Raw genomic sequence first — 25073 nt, 5'->3', positions numbered from 1 at the left:
GGGAGAAGGGATTGGGTGCTCGTGCCGAATGACTGTTATGCCCTACGACGCCGTCGCCGCCTGCAACTTCAGGAAAAAGTCCCTGAGGATCGGGTCGCGGCGGACGTGGGTGACGTAGCGCATCGGGTGGCGGGCGCGATCGGTGCTGTAGGTGACCTCCGTGGTGAGGATCGGGGTGGGCACCAGGACGCTCGGGGTCCAGCTGGCATCGAGCAGCCAGGCGACCGCCGCCATGTCCCAGATCTCCTTGGACCAGCCGAGATGATCGTCGGAATATTCCTTGAATCGCATGGCGAGGAATTTGCCGATATCGCCGCAGGGTTCGACATAGCGCTCGATCTCGGCGACGGTGCTGTGGAGGTGCGAGGTGACGCCCATGCAGGGCACCAGCACCAGCGGCACGCCGCTGTCGAACAGCACCTGGGCGCCGCCGACATCCTGCTTCAGATTGAACTCGCGCTGGTGCGGCCAATCGAGGGCATGCCCTCCGAGCCAGACGACGACGGTGCGGTCGATGATGTCGGGGGCCTTGAGCAAAGCCGAGGCCACATTGCTGATGGCGCCGATGGCGATGACATAGAGCGGATCCTCGATCGAGCCGGCGCGGGCCCGCGAGATCAGGTCGTCCACCGCTTCTGCCGGCCGGGCAACTTTGCTCGGTCCCACATAGTCGCTGACGCCACGATAGACGAACCCCTCGGGCGAGATGTCGAGCCGCTGCAGCAGTTCCAGGATCTCACCATAGCTCAGTTCCATGCCGTGGCCGGGACCATCGGAACGGGAGTTGTGGAACGGCGCGGCGTAAATCGCCTGGAGGTCGAGCCGCTCGGGCGACAGCACGGCCTGGACCAGCGCGTACTGGTCGTCGATCTCGTTATAGGTGTCGGTATCCAGCACCGCCCGCAGCCGGCCGGGGCGCGGGGTCAACAGCTGCAGCCGATCGGCATCGGAAAGGGACACGTCATTCTCCTCGTGGGGTTGCCGTCGGACCGCGGCGCTTTGCCCGCCTGAGGTAGCGGGCAAAGCGGCAAGCTGCAACCGGCCCGCTTCGCGAGGCGCACCTAGCTGCGGCTGAACTCCAGCATGCGGATCAGGCCCTGCATGTAGCCGATGGCATGAGCGCGGCCGCGATGGTTCCAGTCGCTGTCGCCGTCCATCTTGGGCACGTGGTCGTCGAGCAGGAAGCCGTCGAAGCCGTTCTCGGCCAGCAAGGCGATCACCTCGGCCGGGTCGTAATTGCCGTCGCCGATGAAGCACTCGGTGAAATCAGGCACGGTGCCCTGCACGTCGCGGAAGTGGATATAGGCGATGCGGCCCTTGGGAGCGAAGAACTCGATCATCTCGGTGACGTTCTGTTTGCCGCCGATCATTTCCGAGCAGCAGCCGAGGCAGAGGTCGAGCGCCCAGCTCGGCGACTGGCCGAACAGCTCATAGGCCTTCTTGAAGTTGTCGGGCTTATAGAAGAGGCGCGCCACGCCGCCCAGCATCGGCACCGGCGGATCGTCGGGGTGCAGCGCCAGCCGCAGCCCCTCTTCCTCTGCCACCGGCAGCACGGCGCTCATGAAGTAGCTGTAGTTGGCCCACATCTGCGCTTCGGTGACGAACGGCCCATCCTTGCCGTAGAGCGGCATGCCCTCAAGGCTGCCGAGGCCGGTCGGCATAAAGCTGCGCAGCAGCTCCAGGTTCTCGCTGTTGGCATCGACCGTTGCCATATCGAACTTCCGCGCCGTGGCGCCGCCGCGGGTCACCGCGACATAGTCGGTGGTCCACACCGAATTCGGCATGAAATGCAGCCCGAGGATCGGGATGCCGGCGCGCGCCACGGCACGGATCGTCGCCTGGTAGTTCTCGATCTGCTGGTCGCGGCCGTCGAGCCCCAGCATCGCCTTCATGTAGAACTGCGACGGCACGTTCTCGATCGCCTCGAAGGTCAGCCCGGCCTCGCGGACCCTGTCGGCCAGCTCCCGGACGTCCTTTTCGGCCCATTTGCCGTCGTTGCCCGGCAGCGCGGGATTGTTCATCTGCAGCCCGGTAACGCCGATCTGCCGCGCAAAGCGCAGCCGCTCCTCGGTCAGGTCGTGGAACTGACCCACCGCTGCTCTGATCCCCATTATCTCTTTCTCCAAAATTCGGTTTCGATGTTCGCGAAAGGCCCCCTTTCCGCTGACCGATCAGTACTTGTCGTAAATCGCCTGGGTCGAGGCCTGGGCTTCGGCGATGGCCTTGTCGAAATCCCAACCGTCGACCACCACGCGCTGCGCCAGCTTGGGGATGATGAAGTTGGCCGACATGTCGGCATAGGCGGCGTTGAACACATCCGGATAGGCGGGCGGCGTGCCGGTCTTGGCGAGATCCAGCAGGCCATTGAGGATGGTGTTGGAGCCATCGAAAGCCGGGAGCTGTTCCTGGTCCTTCAGCACCGGGCCCCAGATGGCGTACTGGAAATACTCGTTCATGAACTCGGAATTGGCGAGGTGCTCGAGCAGCGACTTGCCTTCTTCGACCAGCGGGCTCTTGGCATTGATGACGCGGCTCTGCGGGCTGACCGGCGAAATGGTGCCGATCGGGCCGGCGGGCAACGCCGAAAAGCCGGTCTGTTCGAACAGCTCCGGATCGTCCTTGCGCGCCGCTACCGCCACCGAACCGGTATTGGCAATGAAGCCGACCTGACCCGAGAGGTAAGCCTGGTTGTCGCCCGAGCCGTCCCAGACGGTGCTGCCCGGAGCGAACAGCCCCTTGTCCCAGGCATCTTTCAGCCAGGTGAGCCACAGGCGGGTTGCGGGCGAGTCGAGCGTCACCATCTTTCCTGCATCGTCGGCGATGCGGCCGCCGAAGGACTGCAGCACACTGGTCTGCAGGTTCCCGTCACCGACATTGGACAGCGCGAGGCCAAGACCTGACAGCGGCGGCTTGTTGATCGCCACGGCCTGCGCCACCAGTTCATCCCAGGTCTTGGGCGGCGCAGTGAAACCGGCCGGCTCCAGCAGGTCCTTGCGTCGCATCAGCAGGTTGCCGCTGACGCCGAACGGAATGGCAGTGCGGCCGCCGGCCACGGCGGTCATGTCGCTGGCCTTGGCCGGGCCTTCGAACCAGCCCCCATGGGCGCTGCCGATCCGCTCATAGACGTCGTCGACATTGGCGAACACGTCCTGCCGCGACAACAGCGTCAACAGCTCGAGTCCGACATCGAAGACATCCGGCAGCGTGCCCGAGGCGATCGCGGCCGAGACCTTCTGGGTGATCTCGTTGACGTTGATAAGCACGACCTCGGTTTCGACATTGTTAGCCGCGCCCCAGGCGGTGACGGCGTCGATCAGCAGCTTGTGGGCGGTATCGCTCAGCACCAGACCGCCCCAATAGGTGAGCTTCTTCGACTGCGCGATGGCCGGCATCGGGAATGCTCCGGCCGCCGCGAGGGCCACGCCACCCGCCGCACTCGCGAGCACCCGCCGGCGCGTCCAGCCGGCTCGGTTCAAGGTCTCATTCACTGCTCTGTCCCTCCCAGGTGAACGCTATCGATTGAGGCGGCGACGGCATGGACCTGCACCTCCTGCAGGCCGCAAGCTCGCCACCAAACTGGCATGACAGGTAACAGCATGACGGCATGACATCAAGTCTTGTGGGCTCATCCGTTTTGGTTATGCTGGCGGCTAACCAAGCGAAGGACACTCGATGAACGAAGGCGATTCCAGCCAAGCTCTCGGACTGGCGCCAATATCCCGCCCCAAGCTCTACGAGGTGGTGGCGGCGCGCCTCGAGGCAGCGATCCGCGATGGACGACTGAAGCCAGGGGACCGGCTGCCGTCTGAACGAGACCTGATGGAAACCTTCGAGACCGGCCGGCCCTCGGTACGCGAGGCGTTCCTGTTCCTCGAAAAGAAGGGGCTGATCGAAACCGAGAACGGCCGCCGGGCGCGGGTACGCCAGCCCGATGTCTTCAGCGTGCTGGAATCGCTCGACAGCGTCATCCACCTGTCGCTGCAGGACGGCGAGACGTTCAAGGATCTGTTCGCCGCCCGCTCATTCCTCGAGCAGGCGATGGCGCGGAACGCAGCGAAAAACATCACAGACGCACAGCTGACGCTGCTGCGCGAACGGCTGGATGACAATGGCCGCGCCATCGGCGACCGGCACGAATTCGTCCGCACCGACGCGCTGTTTCACCGGACGCTGTTCGAAGTGGCCGACAACCGCATCTTCGAGGCTGTGCACGATGCCTTTGCCGGCTGGGTCGAAGAACGGCGCTCGAAGCTGCAGCGGGAGTCGTTCACCGAGCAGCACGCGCATCGCCAGCATACCGGCATCTTCAACGCCATTGCCTTCCGCGACCCCGACGCGGCGGAGACGGCGATGCGCGACCACCTCAAGGGCTGGTGGGCGGCCTGGGTGACGCAGAAGGAGCTGCCGCAGGACGCGTATGTGGATCCGCCGCCGGCGACCTAGCGCGGGGGGGCGCGCTTCCCTCCCCCGCGTCCGCTAGGAGGGGAGGGATTGAGGGAGGGGGTGGTCCGGTGATCACCGATGGACCCCCACCCCCAGCCCGTCCCCCTCGCGGGCAGGGCAATCGCATATGGCTTTGTGCACTGAACTCTCGGTGGTCCTCCACCGTGAAACGGGGGAGGGGATGAGGCCAGAGGCCTCACCCCGGGGGGACCGCCGAAGGCGGTGGAGGGGGCGGCAGGAGGCGCCGGTGTTTGTGGTCGCCCCCTCCACCAGCTTCGCTGGTCCCCCTCCCCCGCTGCGCGGTGGAGGACCACCGAGAGCCCGGTGGCTCTCATATGCGACTGCCCTCCCCTCAAGGGGGAGGGGCCAGAAGACCCAGCGCCCTAAGGCTCGCGGTGGCTGACCCAGGGCATCTGGGTGGCGAATTTGCCGCCGGAAACGTCGATCATCGTGCCGGTGATGTAGGACGCGAGGTCGGAAGCCAGGAAGCAGATCAGGTTGGCGACGTCCTTTGGGCTGCCCCAGCGGCGCAGCGTCAGGGTGTCGAGCAGGCGGCTCTTTTCCGCATCGGTGCGATCGGCAAAGCGGTTCATGGCCGTGGGGATCATACCCGGGGCGTAGCAGTTGACGGTGATCTCGTGCGCGCCGAGTTCTCCCGCCAGCACCCGGGTAAAGCCTTCGACGCCGGACTTCGAAGCCGCGTAGGCCGCCCCGCCAACCGAGGGGATGATGGCGGCAAACGATGCCGCATTGAGGATGCGGCCGGAGCGCTGGCGCTTCATCACCGGAATAACCGCCTGGCACATCAGGAAGGTGCCCTTGAGGTTGACATCGAGGTTGAGATCCCAGGTTTCCTCGGGCAGCACTTCGACCTGCGCGCCACCGGCAACGCCGGCATTGTTGACGAGGATGTCGATGCGGCCGAACGCCTGTTCCACGGCCGCGACGACGGCGAGGTTATCCTCGGCCTTGCGGACGTCGCAGAGCAGTTGCAGGCCATTCCAGCCGTTCTGCCGCCACTGCTCGGCGACCTCGTCGAGCAGCTCCTGCCGGATATCGGTGACGACGACGATGGCGCCCTCGGCGGCGAGCGTCCTGGCAATTTCATTGCCGATGCCGCGACCGGCACCGGTGACGATGGCCACCTTGTTGTTGAGATCGATCAGCATGTTCAGAGCACCGTGTTTGAGTGGAGTTCGCCGGCAAGGCCGGCCTCGAGATTGTCCATCCGCACCTCGGGGAGGCCGGGAGCGCTGAGACGCAGCGACGTCCGCCCGGTGGCGCGAATGAAGACGATCGCTCGCCCATCGAAGGTGCGTCGCGCCGAAGCGCTGTATGGCGTGTTGTCGCTCAGGTCGCCGCTCTCGATGCCGAGCAATTCACCGCCCACCACCCCGACCGACAGTGTCGTTTCGTTGCCGGCCACTTCGCCGGCGGCGTCGCGCAACGTGCATTCGACCTGGATGATACCCTCTCCGAGCAAGCCGGCGTCGGTGCAGCGGCGGATGGCGTCATCGGGGGCCTGCCACACCACCGCGTCGATCCGCACCGCTTCGCCGCGTGGCCCGAATGCGTCGCGCGCCAGCTCGCCGTTGCGGCGCGTCTCGAGGAGCAGCGGCCCAGCCGATGGCAAGGCGGCGGCTACCCAATAGCCGTACTCGTCGTCATGGGTCAGGGCGACATCGGCACCGGCACAGCTCAGCCGCGGTTCGCCATTGGAGAAGCAGACGACCTCCACCTCGCCATCGGCGATGTCGTCCCAGGACCGGGCGATCGGGTGCGACCAGAGGTTCTTTTTTTCATCGCCGCGTTTGCGCGTGGCGATATAGGCCACCGGCTCGTCGGCCCACCAACTGCGTCGCAGCTGGGCGCTGTGTTTGGCAAAACCGGCGATGGTCAGCAGCCCGGCGCGCGAACCGTGATGGGGCCAGCGGTCGGTTTCGCCCAGGTAGTCGATGCCGGTCCACAGGTACTGGCCGGAGATGTAGTCGTTGTCGGTGACGGCGCGCCACTCGGCATAGCCGTGACCATTCTCGCTGCCGACGATCGGCTGGCCGGGGAACTTCTGATGATCGGCCGGGTAGAGGTGTTCCTTGTAGTTGTAGCCGACGAGATCGAGCGGCTCGAGGAAGCCGGTGTAGCGCGAGAGCTCGGGAAAGGCGGCACCCACAGTGACCGGCCGGGTCGGATCCTTAGCTTTGACGATGGCGGCGAGGCGCCGCGAGATCGTCGCGAGGCGCCGGGCATCCGGGCGGTTCGGATCGTAGGCGCGTTGCTTGGCCGATTTGTTGGCGTCGTTATTGCCGGTCATCGCCTCGAACATGGCGCTGGCGTAGGGATCGTTGGGGTAATCGATCTCGTTGCCGGTGCTCCAGGCGATGATCGAAGCGTGGTTGCGGTGCGCTTCGATCATGTTGACGAGGTCGCGCTCGCCCCACTCGTGGAAATCCTGGGCGTAGCCCTGATGGCGCGGCGGGTAGACGTTGTGACCCTGCCACCACTTGTTCTTGGGGTTCTCCCACTCGTCGAAGGCTTCGTCGATGACGTAAAAGCCGAGCGCGTCGCAGAGGCGATAGAGCTCCGGGGCGTGCGGATTATGCGCCATGCGCACGCCGTTGCAGCCGAGCTGCTTGAGGTTGAGCAGTCGGCGCAGCCACACTTCCGATGGCACCGCGGTGCCGAACGGGCCGGCATCCTCGTGCAGGCAGACGCCCTTCAGGGTGCGTGCCTCGCCATTGATGAAGAAGCCCTGCTCGGCATCGAAGCGGAAGGTGCGGATGCCGACCGTTTCTTCGTAGACGGCGCGCTGGTTCGCACCCCAGCTCAGGGTGGTGGTGAGCCGATAGAGGTTCGCGCTGGTATCGGACCACAGCTCAGGCTGCGGGACCGTTGCCGTGACGACGGTCTCGGCTGAGCCCCCGGCGGCAAGTTCCGCGCTAGTCTCGATCGCCTGTAGGCGGCCCGAGGTCAGAGAACGCAACTCGTGTCGCACCGCGACCGTCACCGCTGCCGCGGTGTCGTTGACCAGCCGTTGCGTGACGCGCACCGAGGCCGCAGCAGCGTCGGCCGCCAGTGTCTCGAACACCGTGCCGTATTCGGCGACGCGCACCGGCTGGTGCAGTTCGAGCACGACATGACGGTTGATGCCGGAGCCGTTGTACCAGCGGCTGTCGGAGATATCGGTGTGCTCGACCCTGACGCTGATCACCAGGTCGTCGCTATTGGCGTAGGAGAGGATCTCGGTGAGATCGAAGGAGAACTCGGCATAGCCCGAGGGTCGTCCGCCGACATGATAGCCGTTCACCCAGACCCGGGCGTTCTTGTAGACGCCATGGAACTTCAGCCGCACGTGCTTGCCGGCGACGTCGCCGAGCGCGGCAAGGGAGACGTGGGCGCGGTACCAGCCGATGCCGCCGGGCAGGTACCCGGTGCCGCTCGAATGGTGCTCGTCGAACGGCTGCTCGACGCTCCAGTCATGCGGCACGGTGACCGGCCGCCAGGCAGTATCATCAAAGCCCTTGGCCCAGGCCTCCGGCGTGTCCGTGAGGGTGAAGACCCACCGGCGGATATCGTAGCTATGCATGAGCCCTCGGCCCTTGTCTTTCAGGTGGATGCCGACGCAGCGGCAGCGATGTACTTGCTGAAGACGCCGGCAAACAGGCGTCCGTTGATGGTGGCGATGCCGGCAAAGCCGACGAAGAACCAGAACAGCCCATAGCCGGTGAGCTGCGGATAGAAGACGGTGACGACCACTGAGAGCGCGATCAGCCCCAGCGCGGCGAGCCCGGTGAACGGGTGCTTCCAGGAGAGCAGGCGCGCATTGCGCAAGATGTCGCGGGTGCGGCCCTCGAAGCTGGCGAGATAAGGAAAGACGAACAGGGCCGCGGCGGCGAAATTGAAGACGAGCACGTACCAGACGGCAACGAGGATCAGCTCGGCCATGGGCCCGAACGTCAGGTTGGTGACGACGACATACCAGGCAGCCAGGACACCGACCAAAGCCAGCAGCAGCAGCCAGATCACCGTGGCCTGGCGGAAGTTACGCTGGAAGGAGCGGAAATAGTCCGAGGTCACGGAGTTGCACTCTCCCGTCGCCAGCCGCATCGCGGTGAAGTTCAGCGCGGTCAGCGAGGCGCCGATGGTGAAAACCGGGATCGAGGTGGCGACGAACAGCAGGTTGAGGACGATCACATCGGCGAGGAGGCTCAGGCCGCGCATCAGCGCCGAGTCCTGCGAGAACAGAGTTGCCATGCTGGATCCTCCAGAGAGACCGGGCGGTGCGAACACCGCCCGGTCCGAGGTGAGGTGACTAGAGGCCGCGGGCGGCCTTCCAGGCGTCCATGTCTGCCTGGATCGAGGCGCGAGCGTCCTCGTAGCCGACATCCTTCAGCTTCTGGCGCATCTCGGCGACAGCAGCGGCGGGGTCCTCGAACTTGCCGTATTGCAGCTGCGGGATGTACTCGGACAGGACGCCCGCCATGGCCGCGAGGGTCGAGTCGATGTTCTGCTTGTTCACGATCAGCGTCGAGTATGGGTAGTCCTTGGCCGTCGCATCGAGCTTGGCGATAATCTCCGCCCGGTTCGGGGCCTGCGTGGTGCGCGGCAGTTCGAACTCGTCCATGCGGCCCCACCAGTAGTCGGTGCCCAGCGACATGGTCGAGGAATCGTAGCCCTCCGGGTAGCCGAGCTTGCCGTCGTCGGTGATGATGTAGTCGACATCCTTGATGCCGAAATTGAACAGGTCGTAGATTTCCTTGTCGTTGCGGATCAGGTCGTAGACCTGCAGCGCCTTCTCGGGGTGCTTGGAATAGGCGCTCACCGCCATGGCGCCGTGGGTGAAGATGTCCTTGAAGAAGTTGCCGTTTTCCTGGCCCCAGTAGAAGAACTTGGGATCGGAGCCGGGCTGCTTGGTGCTCAGGTTGTTGACGATGTCGTTGACGAAGGTCTGCGTGTGGTGCTGGTCGGCGCCGGAGAGGCCGGCATAGAGCTCCTCGCGCGTGTCGCCATCGTAGTTCAGCGCGTCTTCGCGCCACACCCCGATATCGTTCCACTGCTTGGCGAGCTTGGCCGCTTCGACCAGGGCATCGCCCTCCATGTACCAGGAGGTGACGGTGTAGGGGTTGGCCGCCGTGGTGTGGAACGGAATGTAGTTGCCGGCGCTGATCCCCTGGATGGTCTGGAAATCGGTGTGCCCCTGGATGTAGCCGGTGAGCGCGGCTTCGTTGGCGCCCGCGACATCCCACGGATAGGCGTCGGGCTTGTTGGCCTTCACCCACTCGAAATACTTGGTGAAATCCTCGAACTTGGTGATCTCGCCGTTCTCGAAGCCGGCCTCCTTGGCCCAGTCGCCGCGGTAGAAGAAGCCGTGGTTGGTGTACTGGGTGTAGTTGTCCTCGGGGGCGAAGTAGATCTTGCCGTCGGCGAGCTTGGTCAGGTCCCAGTGGCCATCGGCTTCAACCTGGGCCCAGGTCTTGGGCGCATTGGCCTGGAGCATTTCTTCACTGAGCGGCAGGAAGGCGCCCTTCTCGGCGTTCTCCCAGGCATAGAGCCAGTCGGTGGCGGTGGCGACGAGGTCGACATTGTCGTCGCCCGACAACAGCTGCACGTTGTACTGGGTCTGCCAGTCGGCCCACTCGATATAGAACAGGTCGAGCTTGGCGTTGACCTTGGCTACCAGCAGCTCGTTGAGCTTTTCGAGCATCGCCTCGAGGCGACCATTGGTGGGCTTGTTGCCCATGGTCAGCATGGTGATCTCGGTCGGCGCGTCCTGGGCGAGCGCCCCCGCCGTCAGCGCCGGCATGCTGATGCCGATGGCCAGCAGCGCCGCCCCGACTCGCATGATGTTCCTTCTTGTCATCTCAGACTCCTCCTCTGAATGGTGTCAGTCACTGCCGAGATTTCCCTCAACTCGAATTGGCTTCGAGGGTGCGGCCGGTCATCGGCGCCGGCCGCGTAGTCTGTTGTCCGGCGCTAGCCCTTCACCGCGCCGATGGTGATGCCGGAAACGAAGTATTTCTGCACGAACGGGTAGAGCAGCAGGATCGGGCCGGTCGCGACGATGGCGCTTGCCATCTTCAGCGTGTTGCTCGGCAGCGCCGTGATGCTGACATTGGAGCCGGCAACCGAATTGCGAAGCGCGTTCGCCGTGTTGATGATGTTGTAGAGGTGGTACTGCAGCGGCTTGAACTCGACCGTACTGCCCAGGTAGAGCGACGAAAGGTACCACTCGTTCCAGTAGCCGAGCGCCAGGAACAGCCCGATGGTCGCCAATGCCGGCTTCATCATCGGCAGGCAGAGCTGGGCGAAGATGCGGAAATCGCCGGCGCCGTCGACCTTGCCGGATTCGATGATCTCGTACGGCACCGTGCGCATGAAATTCTTCATCAGGATGATGAGCCACGGCGTCATCAAGAGCTGCAGGAACACCGCAAGGTAGTTGCCCCTGAGCCCCAGGTCGCGCGCCACCCACAGGAAGGTCGGGGCGAGGCCGGCCGAGAACAGCGTGGTGAAGTAGATGAAGAACGAGATGTGGTTGCGGAACGGAAAGTCCCTGCGGTGCAGCGCGTAGCCGGTCATCGAGATGATGAACAGGCCGATTGCCGTGCCGAACACCGTCATCACGATGGTGACGACATAGGAGCCGATGATCTGCTTGGGCGCCTTGAAGATCCACTCGTAGGCGGCCAGCGAGAAATCCTTGGGCAGGATGCCGAAGCCGGATTTCATGATCGCCTGCTCGCTCGACAGCGAGGCCGACAGCATCATGACGAAGGGCAAGAGGCAGAACAGCGCGAACAGCGTGATCGTGATGTAGGAAATCGAACGGATGACGATGTCGCTGCCGTCGAGCTTGATGGCTCGCGGCTTGGCCGGCCCGAGGCCGACGCCTTCCGTTGCGATGGGGCCGGCCAGGTCAGAAGAGTGCATAGTCTTTATTGATCCTGCGCACGATCCAGTTCGCCGTCATCACGAGGGCGAAACCGAACAGCGACTGATAGAGGCCGACTGCGGTGGAGGTGGTGAAATTGTTCTGGCTCAGCACCATTCGGTAGACCGAGGTCTCGATGATGTCGGTGGTCTGGAACAGCGCCGCATTGTTGCCGACGAGGTTCCAGAACAGCCCGAAATTGCCGTGCATGATGCCGCCCAGCGCGAACAGCACCAGGATGATAAAGGTCGGCTTGAGGCTCGGCAGGGTGACGTAGCGGATGCGCTGCCAGGCCGAAGCGCCGTCGACCGTCGCGGCTTCGTAGAGACTGCGATCGATGCCCATGATCGCGGCGAAGTAGACGATCGAGCCGTAGCCGGTCGACTGCCACAGGTGCACCATGATGATGATCAGCGGCCAGGCGCCGGCGGTCGAGTAGATCTTGATCGGGTCGCCGCCGGTCTGCTTGATCAGCGCGTTGAGCGCGCCGGTGTCGTAGTTCAACAGGTTGAAAGCGATGACGCCGACCAGCACCGACGAGATGAAGAACGGCAGGAACATCGCCGCCTGGCTGAGCTTCTTGAACCAGGCCAGCCGCACCTCGTTGAGCATGATCGCGATGGCGATCTGCAGGATGTTGCCGAGCACGATGAAGGCGAGGTTGTAGAGGATGGTGTTCCGCGTCAGCGTCCAGAGCTGGCCGGATTTGATCAGGAACTCGAAGTTCTTGAAGCCGACGAACGGGCTGCCGAAGATGCCGTCGCGATAGTTGAAATTGGTGAAGGCAATCCACGCGCCGGGTAGCGGCATGTAGTTGAAGACGATGAAGAAAATGATCGCCGGAACGCACATCAGCAGCAGGACCTTGCTGTCCGTCAGCTGCCGCCAAATGGTCTTACGTCCGCGGGACGAATCCGTTCCTGACATCTTCCCCCTCTCTGCCGTCAGCCGCGGCGTCCCTCCAGACGCTGCCACCGGTGAGCCGTGAACCGGCTCCGCCATGGCGTCGCAACCAACCGGGCCCGAGCTTTTTGCTCTTGGTCGGCTCAGTGAAGTCGTGCAGGTCTCCCTCCCGCCGACATAGTGTTAGCCGGGGGATGCGTCACACGCAAGATTTTCAGTAAATATTTAGCTCAAGGCCTGAGAGGCCCGGATTCTGGTGCTGCCGCGCCAGCGAATGGAGGTCGCGAGGGTCACTCGCTTGGGCAATTCGCGCCCGCTCATGCGCTCGAGCAACAGCTCGACGGCGCCCTCGCCGATCTCCTCGGCCGGAAGGTGCACGGTGGTGAGCGGCGGGTTCAGGAACTGCGCCACCGAGATGTCGTTGAAGCTCGCCACCGCGATATCGCCGGGGATGCTGAGGCCCAGCTCGTGGATGGCGCGGTAGGCGCCGACCGCCATGTTGTCATTGGCGGTGATCAGCGCATCGGGCCGATCGGGCTGCGACAGCATCTGGCGGGTCAGCTTGTAACCGCTCTCCTCGGTCTTGCCGTCGGTCAAACAGATGCGCTCGTCGAACACGCCAGCTTCCTTGGCCCATTCGGTATAGGCGCGACAGCGCCGCTCGACCCGGGTCGGTGCGACGCCATCATAGACATCGACCCAGCCGGCAAAGGCGATCCGCCGATAGCCGGCCTCACGCAGCGACTGCAGGAGCTTGCGGGTCGCCAGCATCAGGTCGGCCTCGACCGAATCGATCTCGTCGGTCGGCGGGCTGAAATCGGCGAATACCAGGTTGCGGTTGTGGCGCTTGAGCCAGGCGATCTCGTTGTCGTCGTGCCGGCCGATGGCGATGATGCCGGACGCACCGCGCAGCAGCGAAGCCTCGGGCAGGCTGTCGGTGTGGTAGACCTTGATGGTCTCGATCTTCAGGGCCTGGCAGCGGCTCTCGATCCCCAGCCGCAAGCCGACATAATAGGGATCGACGAACTCCTGGTCGGGGCGCAGGTAGTGCACCAGCGCCACCTTGCCGAGCCCCTGCTGATAGGCGCGGTTGCGGGCGCGCGGTGTTTCATACTTCAACGCCTCGGCGGTTTCGATGATCGCCTGCCGGGTCTTGGGCGTCACCGAAAGCGTCTGGTCGAAGTTGAGCACTCGCGACACCGTCGCGGACGACACGCCCACTGCCTTGGCAATTTCCTTGATCGTGACCATGACGCTCCCCCAGCACCCGGGAGCCCTGCTTAGGCAAGAAGGGTGGACCAATGCAAGCGGCAATGGACTCGGGACGCGCTGTCAGCGCTCCAGCCGGGCGAGGAGGCTCGAGGTGTCCCAGCGGTTGCCGCCCATGGCCTGCACTTCGGCGTAGAACTGGTCGACGAGCGCGGTGAGCGGGAGTTTGGCGCCATTGGCGCGCGCTTCATCGAGCACGATACCGAGGTCCTTGCGCATCCAATCGACGGCAAAGCCGAAATCGAACTTGCCGGCATTCATGGTCTTGTAGCGGTTCTCCATCTGCCAGGACTGCGCGGCGCCCTTACTGATCACGTCGATCACCGCCTCGATATCCATGCCGGACTGCTTGCCGAAATGGATGGCCTCGGCGAGACCTTGCACCACGCCGGCGATGCAGATCTGGTTCATCATCTTGGCGAGCTGGCCGGCCCCGGGGTCACCCAGCAGCCGCGCCGCCTTGGCGAAGCTCATGATCACCGGCTGGGCGATGTCGAAGGTGGCCTGGTCGCCGCCGACCATCACCGTCAGCTGGCCATTCTCGGCGCCGGCCTGGCCGCCCGACACCGGCGCATCGAGGAAGCCGAAGCCGGCGGCGGTGGCGGCGGCATGGAGTTCGCGCGCAATGCCGGCAGAGGCGGTGGTGTGGTCGACGAACACCGCGCCCTGCCGCATGGCCTTGAACGCGCCCTGCTCGCCGAGCGTCACCTGGCGGAGATCGTCGTCATTGCCGACGCAGGCGAAGACGATGTCCTGCCCGTCGGCGGCGGCGACAGGCGTGAGGGCGAAACGCCCGCCATGCTCGGCCACCCATGTTTCTGCCTTGGCCGTGGTGCGGTTGTAGACGGTGACGTCATGCCCCTTGGCCTTGAGATGCCGGGCCATCGGATAGCCCATGACGCCCAACCCCAGGAAAGCTGCCTTGACCATGGTATTCCTCTTTTGTGGGACTCGGTAAGCGGGCGCCGCTGCAGGCCCGGTCGATGCGATCTGGATAGGGCACGGCGCAGATCAGTGCCATAGGCAGGGATCAACAATCACCGCAACCGTCGAGCACCAGATTTCTTCCGGGGCAAACTCCGGCATCGGTGCCGAAGTGCGGCTCACCGGCCGGCGATGTGACGCCAGATGGGCCGCAGCGACGAAGGCGACGCGGCGGTCGGAATCATTGCCGTCCCAGGGCTTGCTCGGTCTGGGCATCGAACAGATACAGGGCGCCGGGCTGGGCCGTCGCCGTCACCGTGCTGCCGACCTTGGGCAGGAGTTTGCCCGGTGCCGTTGCAATCGCCTCGACGCCGGCAATGTCGAGATGGACCAGCGTTTCCGAACCGAGCGGCTCAACTGCCGTCACCATGCCGGTGATCTCAAATCCGGTCCGGGTCGGGGCATCGACCAGAAAGTCATGCGGGCGTATGCCGACGATAACCGCGCCGTCCGGCGTTTTCGTCGCCTCGAGTCCGCTGGCCGTCGCATTGGCGACGCTGAGCTTGCCGCTCTGCACCTTGCCGGCGAGCAGGTTCATCGAGGGGCTGCCGATGAAGCGGGCGGTGAAGATATCCACCGGACTTTCATACAGCTCCGTGGGCGTGCCCACCTGCAGGATGCGGCCCTCTCGCATCACCACGATCTTGTCGGCCATGGTCATGGCCTCGATCTGGTCATGCGTCACATAGACGATGGTGGTTCCAAGGCGCTGGTGCAGGCGCTTGATCTCGATGCGCATCTGCGAGCGCAACTGCGCATCGAGGTTCGATAGCGGCTCGTCGAACAGGAACGCCACCGGATCACGCACCATCGCCCGGCCGATCGCGACACGCTGCCGCTGCCCGCCCGACAACTCCGACGGCCGCCTGTCGAGCAGGTCTTCCAGTCCGAGTATCTTGGCCGTTTCCAGGATGCGCCGGGCTTTTTCCGCTGCGCCGAGCTTGGAGGTATAGAGCCCGAAGCCGATATTCTGGCCCACGCTCACATGCGGATAGATCGCGTAATTCTGGAACACCATGGCGATGTTGCGCTGCTTGGGAGCCTTCTCGTTGACCACCTCGCCGGCAATGCTGAGCGTTCCCGCAGTGATGTCTTCCAGCCCGGCAATCATCCGCAAGGTCGTGGATTTGCCGCAGCCGGACGGGCCGACCAGCACCACGAACTCCCCGTCATTGATCGTCAGGTCGATGCCATGCACGGCACGCGTCTTGTTGTAGGCTTTGACGAGGCCCTGCAGTTCGATCATTGCCATCAGGCCGCTCCCATCAATGCGTCAAACCTCGAATTGCGTTCGGCTCTGGCCTGCGCCTGCCTGGCCGCGCTCGCTCCGGCCATTTCGGCGAACGCTGCCGACCGGGCGCGATAGCTCGCTAGCGCAATCGCCATCGGCTCCGCACCGGGGCCGCCAAATCGGGTCCGCACCGCAATGAAATGCTCGGGCGACACCAGCTGGGCGAATCCGGCTGCATCGATCGCCGACCTGCGCCCGACTGCCGTCTCGAAGGCGGCGACGAATGGTGCATAGCCATCAACCGGCAGGTCGCCGTCGGCGGCGACCACTGCGCGCGCCACGGCGGCTGCGATGTGGTGGCCCTGGCGGAACGACAGGCCCTCCTGGCGCACGAGGCTGTCTGCCAGTTCCGTGATGGTGATGCAGGACCGCCGGATATTGGTGGCGACGCGCACCGGATCGATGCGCACCTGGCCCATCAGCGCCGCCAACAGATCCAGCACGCGATAGGCGCTGTCAAAGGCCTGGTAGCCCATCGCCTGCGTCTCACCCTCGCTGTCGTTCATGTCGGTGAACGGCGTATTGTGCATCACGTCGAGCATCGCCCGGGCGCGACCGAAGGTCTGGCTCGACAGCAGCCGCAAATGCTCGATCGGCACCGGATTGCGCTTCTGCGGCATGATCGACGAGATCTGCACCAGCGCATTGGGGACATAGAGTTGTCCGACCTCGAAACTGCTCCATACCTGGAGGTCCTGGATCGGTCGCCCCAGATGCAGGAACAGCAGTTCGATGGCGCCATAGGTGGCGGTGATGTAATCGACCGCCGCGATGCAGCTATAGGAGTTCTGCAGCGGCGCGGCGAAGCCGAGCAGATGCGCCACCCGCGACCGATCGATCGGAAAACCCGAGGTGGTGATCGCCGCCGCGCCCATCGGCGATTGATCGACGATGCCATAGGCCTCGTGCAGCCGATCGATGTCGCGCCCCAGCACCTCGATCATGGCGCCCAGATAATGGCCGAACGTGCTCGGCTGGGCCGGCTGGCCGTGGGTATAGGCGACAATCAGCGTCGACTTCTCGCGTTCCGCCGTCTCGATGAGCACGTCATAAAGCGTCAGCGCCTTGGCCAGCAGCAGATCGAGCCTTGCCTTGAGGCCCAGCTTGAACAGCGTGTGGTCGATATCGTTGCGCGACCGTGCCGTGTGCAGGCGTCCGGCCAGGTCGGGGCCGAGGCGGGCTTTGAGTTCGCTCTCGATCAGGAAGAAGTAGTCCTCGACCTCGCCGGTATAGACCAGCGCTCCGGGGTCGACCTCCGCGGTGATGGCCTGCAATGCCCGCGCTATGTCCCTGCCCTGGCCTGCATCGAGAATGCCGGTCTCTACCAGCATTATCAGATGTGCCTTGTCGATGGCCTCGAATGCCTCGACATGGTGCGTCCTGGCGCCGTCGAACAGCGGCCGCAGCACGGTTTCCTTGTACACCGGATCGGGAAACACGCTGGCGTCGTACTGGCGCGGATCGGACATGCTCAGCCCTTGAGTCCGGCCAGCATGACGCCGCGGACGATGAAGCGCTGCAACAGCAGAAACACCAGCAGGGTCGGGATCGTGGCCAGGGCCGCCCCGGTCATGATCATCTCCCACTTGGTGTCCTGCGCGTCCGAGAAACTCGAAATGCCGATCGGCAGGGTATAGAGTTCGCGACTGGTGGTGACGATAAGCGGCCAGAAGAACGCCGTCCAGTTGCCGAGGAAAGTGAAGATCGCCAGTGCCGCGACGGCCGGCGTGACCAGCGGCATCGCCACCTTCCACCAGATCTCGAATTCGTTGAGCCCGTCGATACGCGCCGCCTCGAGGAAATCGTCGGGCACGCCGGCGAAGAACTGCCGCATCAGGAACGTCCCGAAGGCCGTCATCAGACCCGGGAACATGATGCCCCAGTAGCTGTCGAGCCACCCGAGCTGGCTCGACATCAGGTACCAGGGGATCACCAGCATTTCGGTCGGGATCATCAGCGTCGAGAGGATCGCGATGAACACCAGCTGGCGACCGCGGAAGCGGAACTTGGCGAGCGTATAGCCGACCAGGCTGTCGAAAAAGCAGTTCGACAGGGTCACGATGGAGGCGATCACCGTCGAGTTGACGAACCACCGCATGAAGTCGCCATTGGCGAGCACCTTCACGTAATTGTCGAAGGTTGGCGCGACAGGGATCAGCCGCAGATCGAAGACCTGCCCCGCGCTCTTGAGCGAGGTCGAGAACATGTAGAGCAGCGGCGTGACCATGATCAGGCCGCCGATCAGCAGCACCGTCCAGGTGATCACCACCCGTGGGCGCAGCTTGGCGAACTTGAGTGGGGGCGTCGTGGTCAGGTCGCTCATCAGCGGCTCCGGAGCAGGTAGAGCTGCAGCAGTGAAATCGCCAGCAGGATGATGAACAGCACCACCGTCTGCGCAGCGGCGTAACCCATGTCGAACGACGAAAACGCCGTCTGATAGATCATCAGCACCAACGGCTTGGTGGAGCCGAGCGGACCACCCGGATCGTTGGTGGTCATGTTGTAGACCTGGTCGAAGATGCGCAGAAAGCCGATCGAGGAGAACACCGTCAGGAAGATCGTCGTCGGCTTCAGCAGCGGCAGGGTGATCTTGCGCAGGATGGCCCACTCGCTCAGCCCGTCGATCCGCGCGGCCTCATAATAGGTCTGCGGGATCGCCCGAAGGCCGGCGATGAAAATGATGATCTGGAACCCCAGGCCGGCCCAGATGGCGGTGACCATGATCGATGGCAGTGCCTGGGCGGGCGAGCGCAGAAACGGCTGGGCCGGAAGGTGCAGGCCCGACAGGATACCGTTGATCACGCCGATCGGGATGGGCTGGTAGAACCAGCGCCAGACCCAGGCCAGCGCCGCCGCCGTGGTGAGGAAAGGTATGAAGTAGAGGGCTCGCAGGAAGCTGTGCCCGAACCGGACGCGATCGAGGAAATAGGCGATGACGAACGACAGCACCAGGCTGATGGGCATGCCGATAATGAGATAGGCGAAGGTGTTGTTGAACGTCTTCCAGAACACCGGGTCGGCAAACAGCCTCTGGTAGTTTTCAAGCCCGACGAAATTGGCGGGGCGCAGCAGGTCCCAGTCGGTGAACGACAGCCAGAAAGCGGAAAACGTCGGATAGAAGCGGATCCAGCAATAAAAGACGATCGGCAGCGCCAGAAAGCTCCACGCCCACAAGACCTTGCGGCCGCCTTGCGTCAGAACAAAGCCGGTGCGGCCCTTGCGGGTCGCACCGGCTGCATCATTGTCCGGGACAGAGGTCACCGATTACATCTTCGCCGCATCGATAATCGCCTGCTCGGCTGCAGCGGCCTGGTCCAGCGACGCCTTGGGGTCCTGGTTTTCCAGCAATACGCGGTTGACCATGTCGATCGCGCCCTGGCGCTGGCCGGCCTCGTCCACGAAAGTGGTCGTGTGGGCATACTCGAGGCCCTTGAGGAACGGCGCATAGATCGGGTCGGCCAGATTGGCGTCGGTCAGGGCGGCGGCGCGGCGCGCCGGAAGTTCGCCCACCACGTCGAGCCAGACTTCCATGGCTTCGGCGGAGGAAATGTAGGCCAGGAACTTTTCGGCGGCAGCCTTCTCTTCGCCCGCAGCGCCCGCGCCGATGCCATTGGCAAAGTAGCTGGCATAATTGGAGCGCACGCCATCGGCATTGGCCGGCAGTTCGACCACACCCCATTCGAAGTCCGTAATGGCCCCGAAGGACCCCAGGCGGAACGTGCCGTCAATGGTCATGGCCGCCAGCCCGGCTTTGAATGCGGCCTGGCCTTCATCCATGAAGCCGACCATCCCGACCTTATGGGTCGTCTGCAAGTCGGTGTAGAACTTCAATGCGGCGAGACCCGCATCACTGTCATAGGCGACGTTGCCTTCGGCGTCATAGGGTTCGCCGCCCATCTGGCGCACCAGCACTTCGCGCCACCACTGATGATCCTGCCCGGCGAAATCGACCGTCAGGCCCTCCGATGTGATGTTGCCGCCGCCATCGGTCTTGGTGGTCTTCTTGGCCGCATCGACCAGTTCATCGAGCGTAGCCGGCGGCGTGACGCCAGCCTCGGCCAGCAGCTTCTTGTTGTAGAAGAGCGCCAGGGAACGCACGGCGGTCGGCAGTCCGTAATAGGCGCCGTCGCGCTTGATGGCCGACACGATCGGGAAGAAATCGCTTTCGATCGCTGCGGTCGGGAACACTGCCGGATCGAGCGGCTGCAGGACGCCGCCCTTCTGGAACTTGTCGAGCCAGCCGTAGAAGAACTGCAGCACATCCGGGCCATTGCCGGCCGCCTGAGCCGCTATCACCTTGGTCTGGTAGTCGGCATAGGGGAAGGTCACCTGCTTGACCGTGATATCGGGATTGGCTGCCTCGAAATTGGCGATGAGCTGGTCCATCGCGGCAACACGGGTCTCGAACACATACTGCCAATATTCGATCTCCACCGCCTGGGCCGAACTCAGCGCCATCAAGCTGATTCCGGCGACCAGGCTAGCGAGCGTAAAGCGTTTCCGCATTTGAACCTCCTTGTGGTCCGCGCCCAGCCTGAACAGATGACCGGCGGACAATAATCCCCTGCGTGAGAGGCCGGGCCGCAGCGGCCCGCCCCAAGGTTCACAGGTCAGCCGACCCCGCCAAACTTGTCAATACAATAATCTACTTGAGTTATTATGAGCTGCAAAATAGCCTCCGCTGAGGAGCGCCAGATGAGCAAGAATCCGAAGAGGCCGGTGTCTGTCGGGCTGCCGATCGGCAGCAATCCCGGCCGCAATCGCAGCCACAACCGGCGCGTCGTGCTCGATATGGTCCGCGCCCATGGACCGCTGGGCCGCACCGAAATCGCTCGCCGCGCACAACTGACCGCACAGGCCGTGACCAATATTGTCGACGAACTGGTTGGCGAACAGATGCTGGTCGAGCTCGGCCGCCTGCGCTCGGGCCGCGGCCAGCCACCACTGCAGTTTGCCATCAATCCCGACGGCCCGATGACGGTTGGAGTGGAGATCGCTACCGACCACATCGTGGCGGTGCTGATCGACCTATCGGGACAGGTTCGAGGCCAGTCGATCCGTCCGATCACCGCCACCGACCCGGCCCATGTCCTGCCCGAGCTCAAGCGGACGGTGCGCAGCATCTGCAGCAGCGTGAAACGGGAGCCGGTTCGGCTTCTCGGGGTCGGTGTCGTCATGCCCGGGCCGTTCGAGGTCGAGGGCATGAGTTCGGTAGGGCCGGCGACACTGCCGGGCTGGACCGGCGTCGATGTCGGCGCGCTGGCCAGCAAGGCCATTGGCGAGGCCGTGGTCATCGAGAACGACGCGACGGCAGCCGCAGTGGGCGAACGCCTCTACGGCGCCGGGCGCGACCATGCCAGTTTCTGCTTTGTGTATTTCGGCGTCGGGCTGGGCCTGGGCCTTATTCATGAAGGTCGCCCGCTGCGCGGCGCCTGTGGCAATGCCGGCGAGATCGGGCATCTGGGCGTGACCCCGCGCAATCGACCGGCGCTTTACGGCGCCGATGGCGCACTCGAGCGCTTCGCCTCGCTTTACGCGCTCAGGGAGCGCCTCAACGCCGCGGGCCTGCATGGTGCAACGATCGAGGATCTGCAGCGCCTGCATGAACAGGGCAATGCCGTACTGGCCGCCTGGATCGCGGAGGCCGCGGACTACCTGGCGCCGACGGTCGCGACGCTCGAGAACCTGCTCGACCCCGAAACCATCATATTTGGCGGAGCGCTGCCCGATTCCATCATCGATGCATTGATTGCGGCGCTGGAACCGCTGCCGGTGTCGGTGGCAACGCGCCGGACCCGCACCTCGCCCCGGGTCATTCGCGGGCAGACCGGACAACTGACGGCCGCGCTGGGCGCTGCCGCGCTGCCGCTGCTGGAAACGATCACGCCGCGCCTGCACCTGGGTTCGCTGGCCGCCGCCGAGTAGGAGCCTGCCATGTTGACTGCCCGCGAGCGTCTCGCCCGCCAGAAATCGCGCCCCCTGCTGGTCGAGCTCTATCGGGCCCTGTCCCGGCTCACCTCGACGCTGACGGTGATGAACACCGGCGCCCACCCCGATGACGAGCATTCGGGCATGCTGGCGGCACTGCGCTTCGGGCTCGGCATGCGGGTGGTCATTGCCTGCTCGACCCGCGGCGAAGGCGGCCAGAACAGCCTCGGCGCCGAGCGCGGCGGCGCGCTCGGCGTGCTGCGCAGTCGCGAGATGGAAGAGGCGGCCCGCACTCTCGACGCCGACGTCGCCTGGCTGGGTTTCGGCCCGGACGACAGCGTTCACGACTTTGGCTTCTCCAAGAACGGGGCCGATACCCTGGCGCGCTGGGGCCGAGACAGGACCATCGCGCGGCTGGCCGCCGCCTATCGGCAATACCGGCCCGATATTGTGATCCCGACCTTTCTCGATGTGCCCGGCCAGCATGGCCACCACCGTGCCATGACCGAAGCGGCGGAAGCCGCGCTGGCGCTGGCGGCCGACGCCACGTTCAGTACGCCCGGCCTGCTGCCCTGGTCTGTCGCCAAGTACTACCTGCCCGCCTGGTCGGGTGGCGGCGACACCTATGACGATGAAGTGCCGCCTCCCGATGCCACCGTCGAGGTGCGGGCACCCGGGCGGGACACCGTGACGGGTGCGAGTTTTTCCGCCATCGGCGAATGGTCGCGTGCCTATCACGCGACGCAGGGCATGGGCCGCTGGACCATGGACCCAACCACGCGATGGCCGTTGCACCTGCGCCATGGTCCGGCCGGGTCGGAAACCGATATCCGCGCCAACCTGCCGGCAACGCTGGCCGATCTGGCGCGACTGATGCCCGAGCGTGCGGCCGTTGCATTGCACGCTGCCCAGGACCAGATCGCCAGCGCCATGCGGGCCTTTCCGGATCGCCCTCTGATCAGCACCGCTCTTGTTGCGGCCGCCCGGGCCATCGAGACGGCACGGACGTCGGCAGGCGATGAACCATTGCGTACACATGGCCACCGGCTGGAACGCAAGCTGCTCGAAATCGACGCCGCGTTGCTCCTGGCAGAGGGCATCAACCCGATCGCCTGGGCCGAGCCGCATCGCCTGCATGCAGGTGACAGCGCCGTGCTGCGCGTCCAGCTCGAGGGCGACACGATACCCGTGACAGCCACAGCGACAGCGGGTGACGGCATCGGCATCGGAGCGCCCGACAAGCACGGCGCCTCGCTGACGTTTGCGTTGGCGACCACACCGACAGCTCCGCTGTCCGACCAGTTCCTGCCTGGCTTTGCCAGCCTGGGCGGCAATGGTCAGGTGCGCATCGCCATCGCGGCGACGATCGAGGGCCGCGCCGCGACGACCATGCTCGACCTGGAAGAGCCCCTGACCATCGCACCAAGCCACACCTGCCTGTTGCAGCCATCTACCGTGATAGTGAACCGCGCTTCCCCCGTGGCGGGCGCGATCGAAATCAAGCTTGCCGGTATCGCGTCAGCGACATCGCTGGCGTTGCAGAGCCCGACCGGTTGGCGAGTGGATCGTACGAGCAGCGGTTTTGCCGTCACGCCCCCGGCCGATCTGCAGCCCGGGCGATACCACCTTCCCGTGCTCGTCGACGGTCACCCTGCCTTTTCCGACCAGGCGATCGCCTATCCCCATATCGGCCGCACCCATTTCGTCTCGCCGCTGGCGCTGAACGTGCTTGCCCTCGATCTGGAACTGCCCGCCAACACCAGTATCGGCTATGTCGGAGGCGGCAGCGACCGCGTAGGCTACTGGCTCAAAGCGATCGGGCTCGACGTTACCGAGCTTGATGATGCTGCCTTGGCCGGAGACCTGTCGCGCTTCACCTCCATCGTCATCGGCACCTTCGCCTTCGGCCAGCGCCCTGCTTTGCGCCAGCACCTGAAAAAGCTCCACGCCTGGGTGGCGTCTGGCGGCCACCTGCTCACGCTCTATCATCGGCCCTCGGACGGTTGGGACCCCCAGGCCACGCCACCGAGGCCAGTCAGGATCGGCTCGCCATCGCTGCGCTGGCGCGTGACCGACCCGGCGGCGGAAGTGAGCACTCTGCTCGCCAATTCGCCCCTTCTGTTACAGCCCAACATCATCGGCGCAGACGATTGGAGCGGTTGGGACAAGGAGCGAGGCCTCTATTTCGCCGCCGAATGGGACCCGGCCTACCAGGCGCTCCTCGCCATGAACGACGTCGGCGAAGCCCCGCTGCACGGGGCGCTGATCTCGGCAGAAATCGGGGCTGGGCGACATACTCACACCAGTCTCGTCCTGCATCACCAACTCGATAAACTGGTTCCCGGCGCCTTCCGCCTCATGGCCAACCTGGTACAGCCGGCCTCAAATGCGAGCCGGGAAGAGACCTAGGCCCCCTTCAACCCCGCAATCGTCTTCCTGATCACCGCCTCGACCCGCGCCCGCTCCTCGCCTTCCAGCGGCAGGCGCGGCGGGCGGATGTGCTCGGGCGCGCCGTAGACAAGGTGCTCGGCGAGCTTGATGTACTGCACCAGCTTCACGTCGGTATCGAGGTGGAAGGCCGGGGTCATCAGGCGGTAGAGCGGCAGCGCCGCCTCGAAGTCGCCGGCCTTGGCCGTGTTGAACAGCCGCACGCATTCGTCCGGCCAGGCATTGGTCATGCCCGATACCCAGCCGACAACGCCCAGCGCCAGGCTTTCGAGGATCAGGTCGTCGACGCCGCAGAAGATGTCGAAGCGATCGCCGAAGGCGTTGTAGAGGTCGGTGACGCGGCGGATATCGCCGGTCTCCTCCTTCACCGCGACGATCTCCGGCACCCCGGCCAGGCCTTCGAGCGTCGGCACGTCGACATCGACCTTATAGGCGATCGGGTTGTTGTAGATCATGATCGGCAGCCCGCCGGTCGCCACGGCCTTGTACCAGGCGATGGTCTCGCGCCGGTCGGTGCGGTAGGCGAGGCTGGGAAACACCATCAGCCCTTCGGCGCCGAGCTTGCGATAGTTCTTGGCCGCGGCAATGGCGTCGTCGGTGGAAAGCTCGGCCAGCCCCGAAAGCAGCGGCACCCGCCCGGCCACTGCCTCCTTCGCCGCCGGCACCACCTGGTCTTTTTCGGCCTGGGTCAGCGCGGCGTTCTCGCCCAGCATCGGCAGCACGATGACGCCGCTGACGCCGCCTTTCACCAGCCGCTCGATGCTCGCCTGCATCGCCTTGAGGTCAAGCGCGCCGCTCGCCGTCATCTTGGTGGTGGCCGCAGGAAATACGCCGCTCCAGGTCATCTCTCGCCTCGGGTTTCAATCTCCGTGTCGAATG

General features: G+C 64.6%; 20 protein-coding genes. 3 read left to right on the top strand and 17 right to left on the bottom strand.

Going from position 1 to position 25073, the window contains the following annotated elements; translation table 11 throughout:
- Positions 1-42: 42 nt before the first annotated feature.
- The 3 genes from VGV07_RS09380 to VGV07_RS09370 form a co-directional block, all read right to left on the bottom strand.
- A complete protein-coding gene (locus VGV07_RS09380) occupies positions 43-960 on the bottom strand; it encodes a nucleoside hydrolase (RefSeq protein WP_326868433.1) in 918 nt (305 codons plus the stop codon).
- Between the two features lie 101 nt (positions 961-1061).
- Positions 1062-2111, bottom strand: a complete 1050-nt coding sequence (locus VGV07_RS09375) for a mannonate dehydratase (RefSeq protein ID WP_326868432.1) — start codon at positions 2109-2111, stop codon at positions 1062-1064.
- 60 nt (positions 2112-2171) lie between these two features.
- Positions 2172-3488 (bottom strand): ABC transporter substrate-binding protein, encoded by a 1317-nt coding sequence (locus tag VGV07_RS09370; protein WP_326868431.1) that lies wholly within the window; start codon positions 3486-3488, stop codon positions 2172-2174.
- 184 nt (positions 3489-3672) lie between these two features.
- Between VGV07_RS09370 and VGV07_RS09365 the strand changes: the two genes are divergently transcribed.
- Positions 3673-4443, top strand: coding sequence for an FCD domain-containing protein (locus VGV07_RS09365; protein WP_326868430.1), 771 nt, complete (start codon positions 3673-3675; stop codon positions 4441-4443).
- Between the two features lie 383 nt (positions 4444-4826).
- Here VGV07_RS09365 and VGV07_RS09360 read toward each other — a convergent pair whose 3' ends face one another.
- The 13 genes from VGV07_RS09360 to VGV07_RS09300 form a co-directional block, all read right to left on the bottom strand.
- Positions 4827-5612, bottom strand: coding sequence for an SDR family NAD(P)-dependent oxidoreductase (locus VGV07_RS09360; protein ID WP_326868429.1), 786 nt, complete (start codon positions 5610-5612; stop codon positions 4827-4829).
- Between the two features lie 2 nt (positions 5613-5614).
- Positions 5615-8026, bottom strand: a complete 2412-nt coding sequence (locus tag VGV07_RS09355; RefSeq protein ID WP_326868428.1) for a glycoside hydrolase family 2 TIM barrel-domain containing protein — start codon at positions 8024-8026, stop codon at positions 5615-5617.
- 20 nt (positions 8027-8046) lie between these two features.
- Positions 8047-8694, bottom strand: coding sequence for a YesL family protein (locus VGV07_RS09350; RefSeq protein WP_326868427.1), 648 nt, complete (start codon positions 8692-8694; stop codon positions 8047-8049).
- Positions 8695-8752: 58 nt separating this feature from the next.
- The gene (locus VGV07_RS09345) at positions 8753-10300 is read right to left on the bottom strand and encodes a DUF3502 domain-containing protein (RefSeq protein WP_326868426.1); all 1548 of its coding nucleotides are present in this window, start codon (positions 10298-10300) and stop codon (positions 8753-8755) included.
- Positions 10301-10413: 113 nt separating this feature from the next.
- Positions 10414-11370 carry a carbohydrate ABC transporter permease gene (locus VGV07_RS09340; protein WP_326868425.1) on the bottom strand — a complete coding sequence of 319 codons (957 nt, stop codon included), beginning with the start codon at positions 11368-11370 and terminating at the stop codon, positions 10414-10416.
- The gene (locus tag VGV07_RS09335; protein ID WP_326868424.1) at positions 11357-12298 is read right to left on the bottom strand and encodes an ABC transporter permease; all 942 of its coding nucleotides are present in this window, start codon (positions 12296-12298) and stop codon (positions 11357-11359) included. Before VGV07_RS09335 ends, VGV07_RS09340 begins: the two co-directional genes overlap by 14 nt.
- A 201-nt stretch (positions 12299-12499) precedes the next feature.
- The gene (locus VGV07_RS09330) at positions 12500-13525 is read right to left on the bottom strand and encodes a LacI family DNA-binding transcriptional regulator (protein WP_326868423.1); all 1026 of its coding nucleotides are present in this window, start codon (positions 13523-13525) and stop codon (positions 12500-12502) included.
- Positions 13526-13606: 81 nt separating this feature from the next.
- Positions 13607-14473, bottom strand: a complete 867-nt coding sequence (locus VGV07_RS09325; protein ID WP_326868422.1) for an NAD(P)-dependent oxidoreductase — start codon at positions 14471-14473, stop codon at positions 13607-13609.
- Positions 14474-14708: 235 nt separating this feature from the next.
- Positions 14709-15779: a sn-glycerol-3-phosphate ABC transporter ATP-binding protein UgpC gene (locus tag VGV07_RS09320; RefSeq protein WP_326868421.1), complete on the bottom strand. Its 1071-nt coding sequence runs from the start codon at positions 15777-15779 to the stop codon at positions 14709-14711.
- Positions 15779-17287 (bottom strand): argininosuccinate lyase, encoded by a 1509-nt coding sequence (argH, locus tag VGV07_RS09315; RefSeq protein WP_326868420.1) that lies wholly within the window; start codon positions 17285-17287, stop codon positions 15779-15781. The genes VGV07_RS09320 and argH overlap by 1 nt, the downstream gene beginning before the upstream one ends.
- A 2-nt stretch (positions 17288-17289) precedes the next feature.
- Positions 17290-18141 carry a carbohydrate ABC transporter permease gene (locus VGV07_RS09310; protein WP_414649931.1) on the bottom strand — a complete coding sequence of 284 codons (852 nt, stop codon included), beginning with the start codon at positions 18139-18141 and terminating at the stop codon, positions 17290-17292.
- Positions 18141-19016 (bottom strand): sugar ABC transporter permease, encoded by an 876-nt coding sequence (locus VGV07_RS09305; protein WP_326868455.1) that lies wholly within the window; start codon positions 19014-19016, stop codon positions 18141-18143. Before VGV07_RS09305 ends, VGV07_RS09310 begins: the two co-directional genes overlap by 1 nt.
- A 66-nt stretch (positions 19017-19082) precedes the next feature.
- Entirely contained in the window at positions 19083-20324 is a 1242-nt protein-coding gene (locus VGV07_RS09300) for an extracellular solute-binding protein (RefSeq protein ID WP_326868419.1), read from the bottom strand.
- A 189-nt stretch (positions 20325-20513) separates the two neighbouring features.
- Between VGV07_RS09300 and VGV07_RS09295 the strand changes: the two genes are divergently transcribed.
- Both VGV07_RS09295 and VGV07_RS09290 read left to right on the top strand, forming a co-directional pair.
- Positions 20514-21743, top strand: coding sequence for an ROK family transcriptional regulator (locus VGV07_RS09295; protein WP_326868418.1), 1230 nt, complete (start codon positions 20514-20516; stop codon positions 21741-21743).
- 9 nt (positions 21744-21752) lie between these two features.
- The gene (locus tag VGV07_RS09290; RefSeq protein WP_326868417.1) at positions 21753-24155 is read left to right on the top strand and encodes a PIG-L family deacetylase; all 2403 of its coding nucleotides are present in this window, start codon (positions 21753-21755) and stop codon (positions 24153-24155) included.
- Here VGV07_RS09290 and VGV07_RS09285 read toward each other — a convergent pair.
- Complete coding sequence (locus VGV07_RS09285; protein WP_326868416.1) at positions 24152-25039, bottom strand: dihydrodipicolinate synthase family protein; 888 nt, start codon at positions 25037-25039, stop codon at positions 24152-24154. The two genes, VGV07_RS09290 and VGV07_RS09285, sit on opposite strands and share 4 nt — an antisense overlap.
- Between the last annotated feature and the right edge of the window lie 34 nt (positions 25040-25073).

The organism is Devosia sp. (assembly GCF_035944845.1).
Classification (GTDB): Bacteria; Pseudomonadota; Alphaproteobacteria; order Rhizobiales; family Devosiaceae; genus Devosia_A.
This window is presented reverse-complemented; position numbering and strand designations above follow the sequence as displayed.

Coding starts and splice junctions, on each gene's coding strand:
- VGV07_RS09290 (WP_326868417.1), top strand. CDS start 21,753: ATGTTGACTGCCCGCGAGCGTCTCGCCCGCCAGAAATCGCGCCCCCTG.
- VGV07_RS09295 (WP_326868418.1), top strand. CDS start 20,514: ATGAGCAAGAATCCGAAGAGGCCGGTGTCTGTCGGGCTGCCGATCGGC.
- VGV07_RS09320 (WP_326868421.1), bottom strand. CDS start 15,779: ATGGCAATGATCGAACTGCAGGGCCTCGTCAAAGCCTACAACAAGACG.
- VGV07_RS09325 (WP_326868422.1), bottom strand. CDS start 14,473: ATGGTCAAGGCAGCTTTCCTGGGGTTGGGCGTCATGGGCTATCCGATG.
- VGV07_RS09360 (WP_326868429.1), bottom strand. CDS start 5,612: ATGCTGATCGATCTCAACAACAAGGTGGCCATCGTCACCGGTGCCGGT.
- VGV07_RS09285 (WP_326868416.1), bottom strand. CDS start 25,039: ATGACCTGGAGCGGCGTATTTCCTGCGGCCACCACCAAGATGACGGCG.
- VGV07_RS09350 (WP_326868427.1), bottom strand. CDS start 8,694: ATGGCAACTCTGTTCTCGCAGGACTCGGCGCTGATGCGCGGCCTGAGC.
- argH (WP_326868420.1), bottom strand. CDS start 17,287: ATGTCCGATCCGCGCCAGTACGACGCCAGCGTGTTTCCCGATCCGGTG.
- VGV07_RS09300 (WP_326868419.1), bottom strand. CDS start 20,324: ATGCGGAAACGCTTTACGCTCGCTAGCCTGGTCGCCGGAATCAGCTTG.
- VGV07_RS09340 (WP_326868425.1), bottom strand. CDS start 11,370: ATGCACTCTTCTGACCTGGCCGGCCCCATCGCAACGGAAGGCGTCGGC.
- VGV07_RS09310 (WP_414649931.1), bottom strand. CDS start 18,141: ATGAGCGACCTGACCACGACGCCCCCACTCAAGTTCGCCAAGCTGCGC.
- VGV07_RS09375 (WP_326868432.1), bottom strand. CDS start 2,111: ATGGGGATCAGAGCAGCGGTGGGTCAGTTCCACGACCTGACCGAGGAG.
- VGV07_RS09365 (WP_326868430.1), top strand. CDS start 3,673: ATGAACGAAGGCGATTCCAGCCAAGCTCTCGGACTGGCGCCAATATCC.
- VGV07_RS09335 (WP_326868424.1), bottom strand. CDS start 12,298: ATGTCAGGAACGGATTCGTCCCGCGGACGTAAGACCATTTGGCGGCAG.
- VGV07_RS09345 (WP_326868426.1), bottom strand. CDS start 10,300: ATGACAAGAAGGAACATCATGCGAGTCGGGGCGGCGCTGCTGGCCATC.
- VGV07_RS09330 (WP_326868423.1), bottom strand. CDS start 13,525: ATGGTCACGATCAAGGAAATTGCCAAGGCAGTGGGCGTGTCGTCCGCG.
- VGV07_RS09355 (WP_326868428.1), bottom strand. CDS start 8,026: ATGCATAGCTACGATATCCGCCGGTGGGTCTTCACCCTCACGGACACG.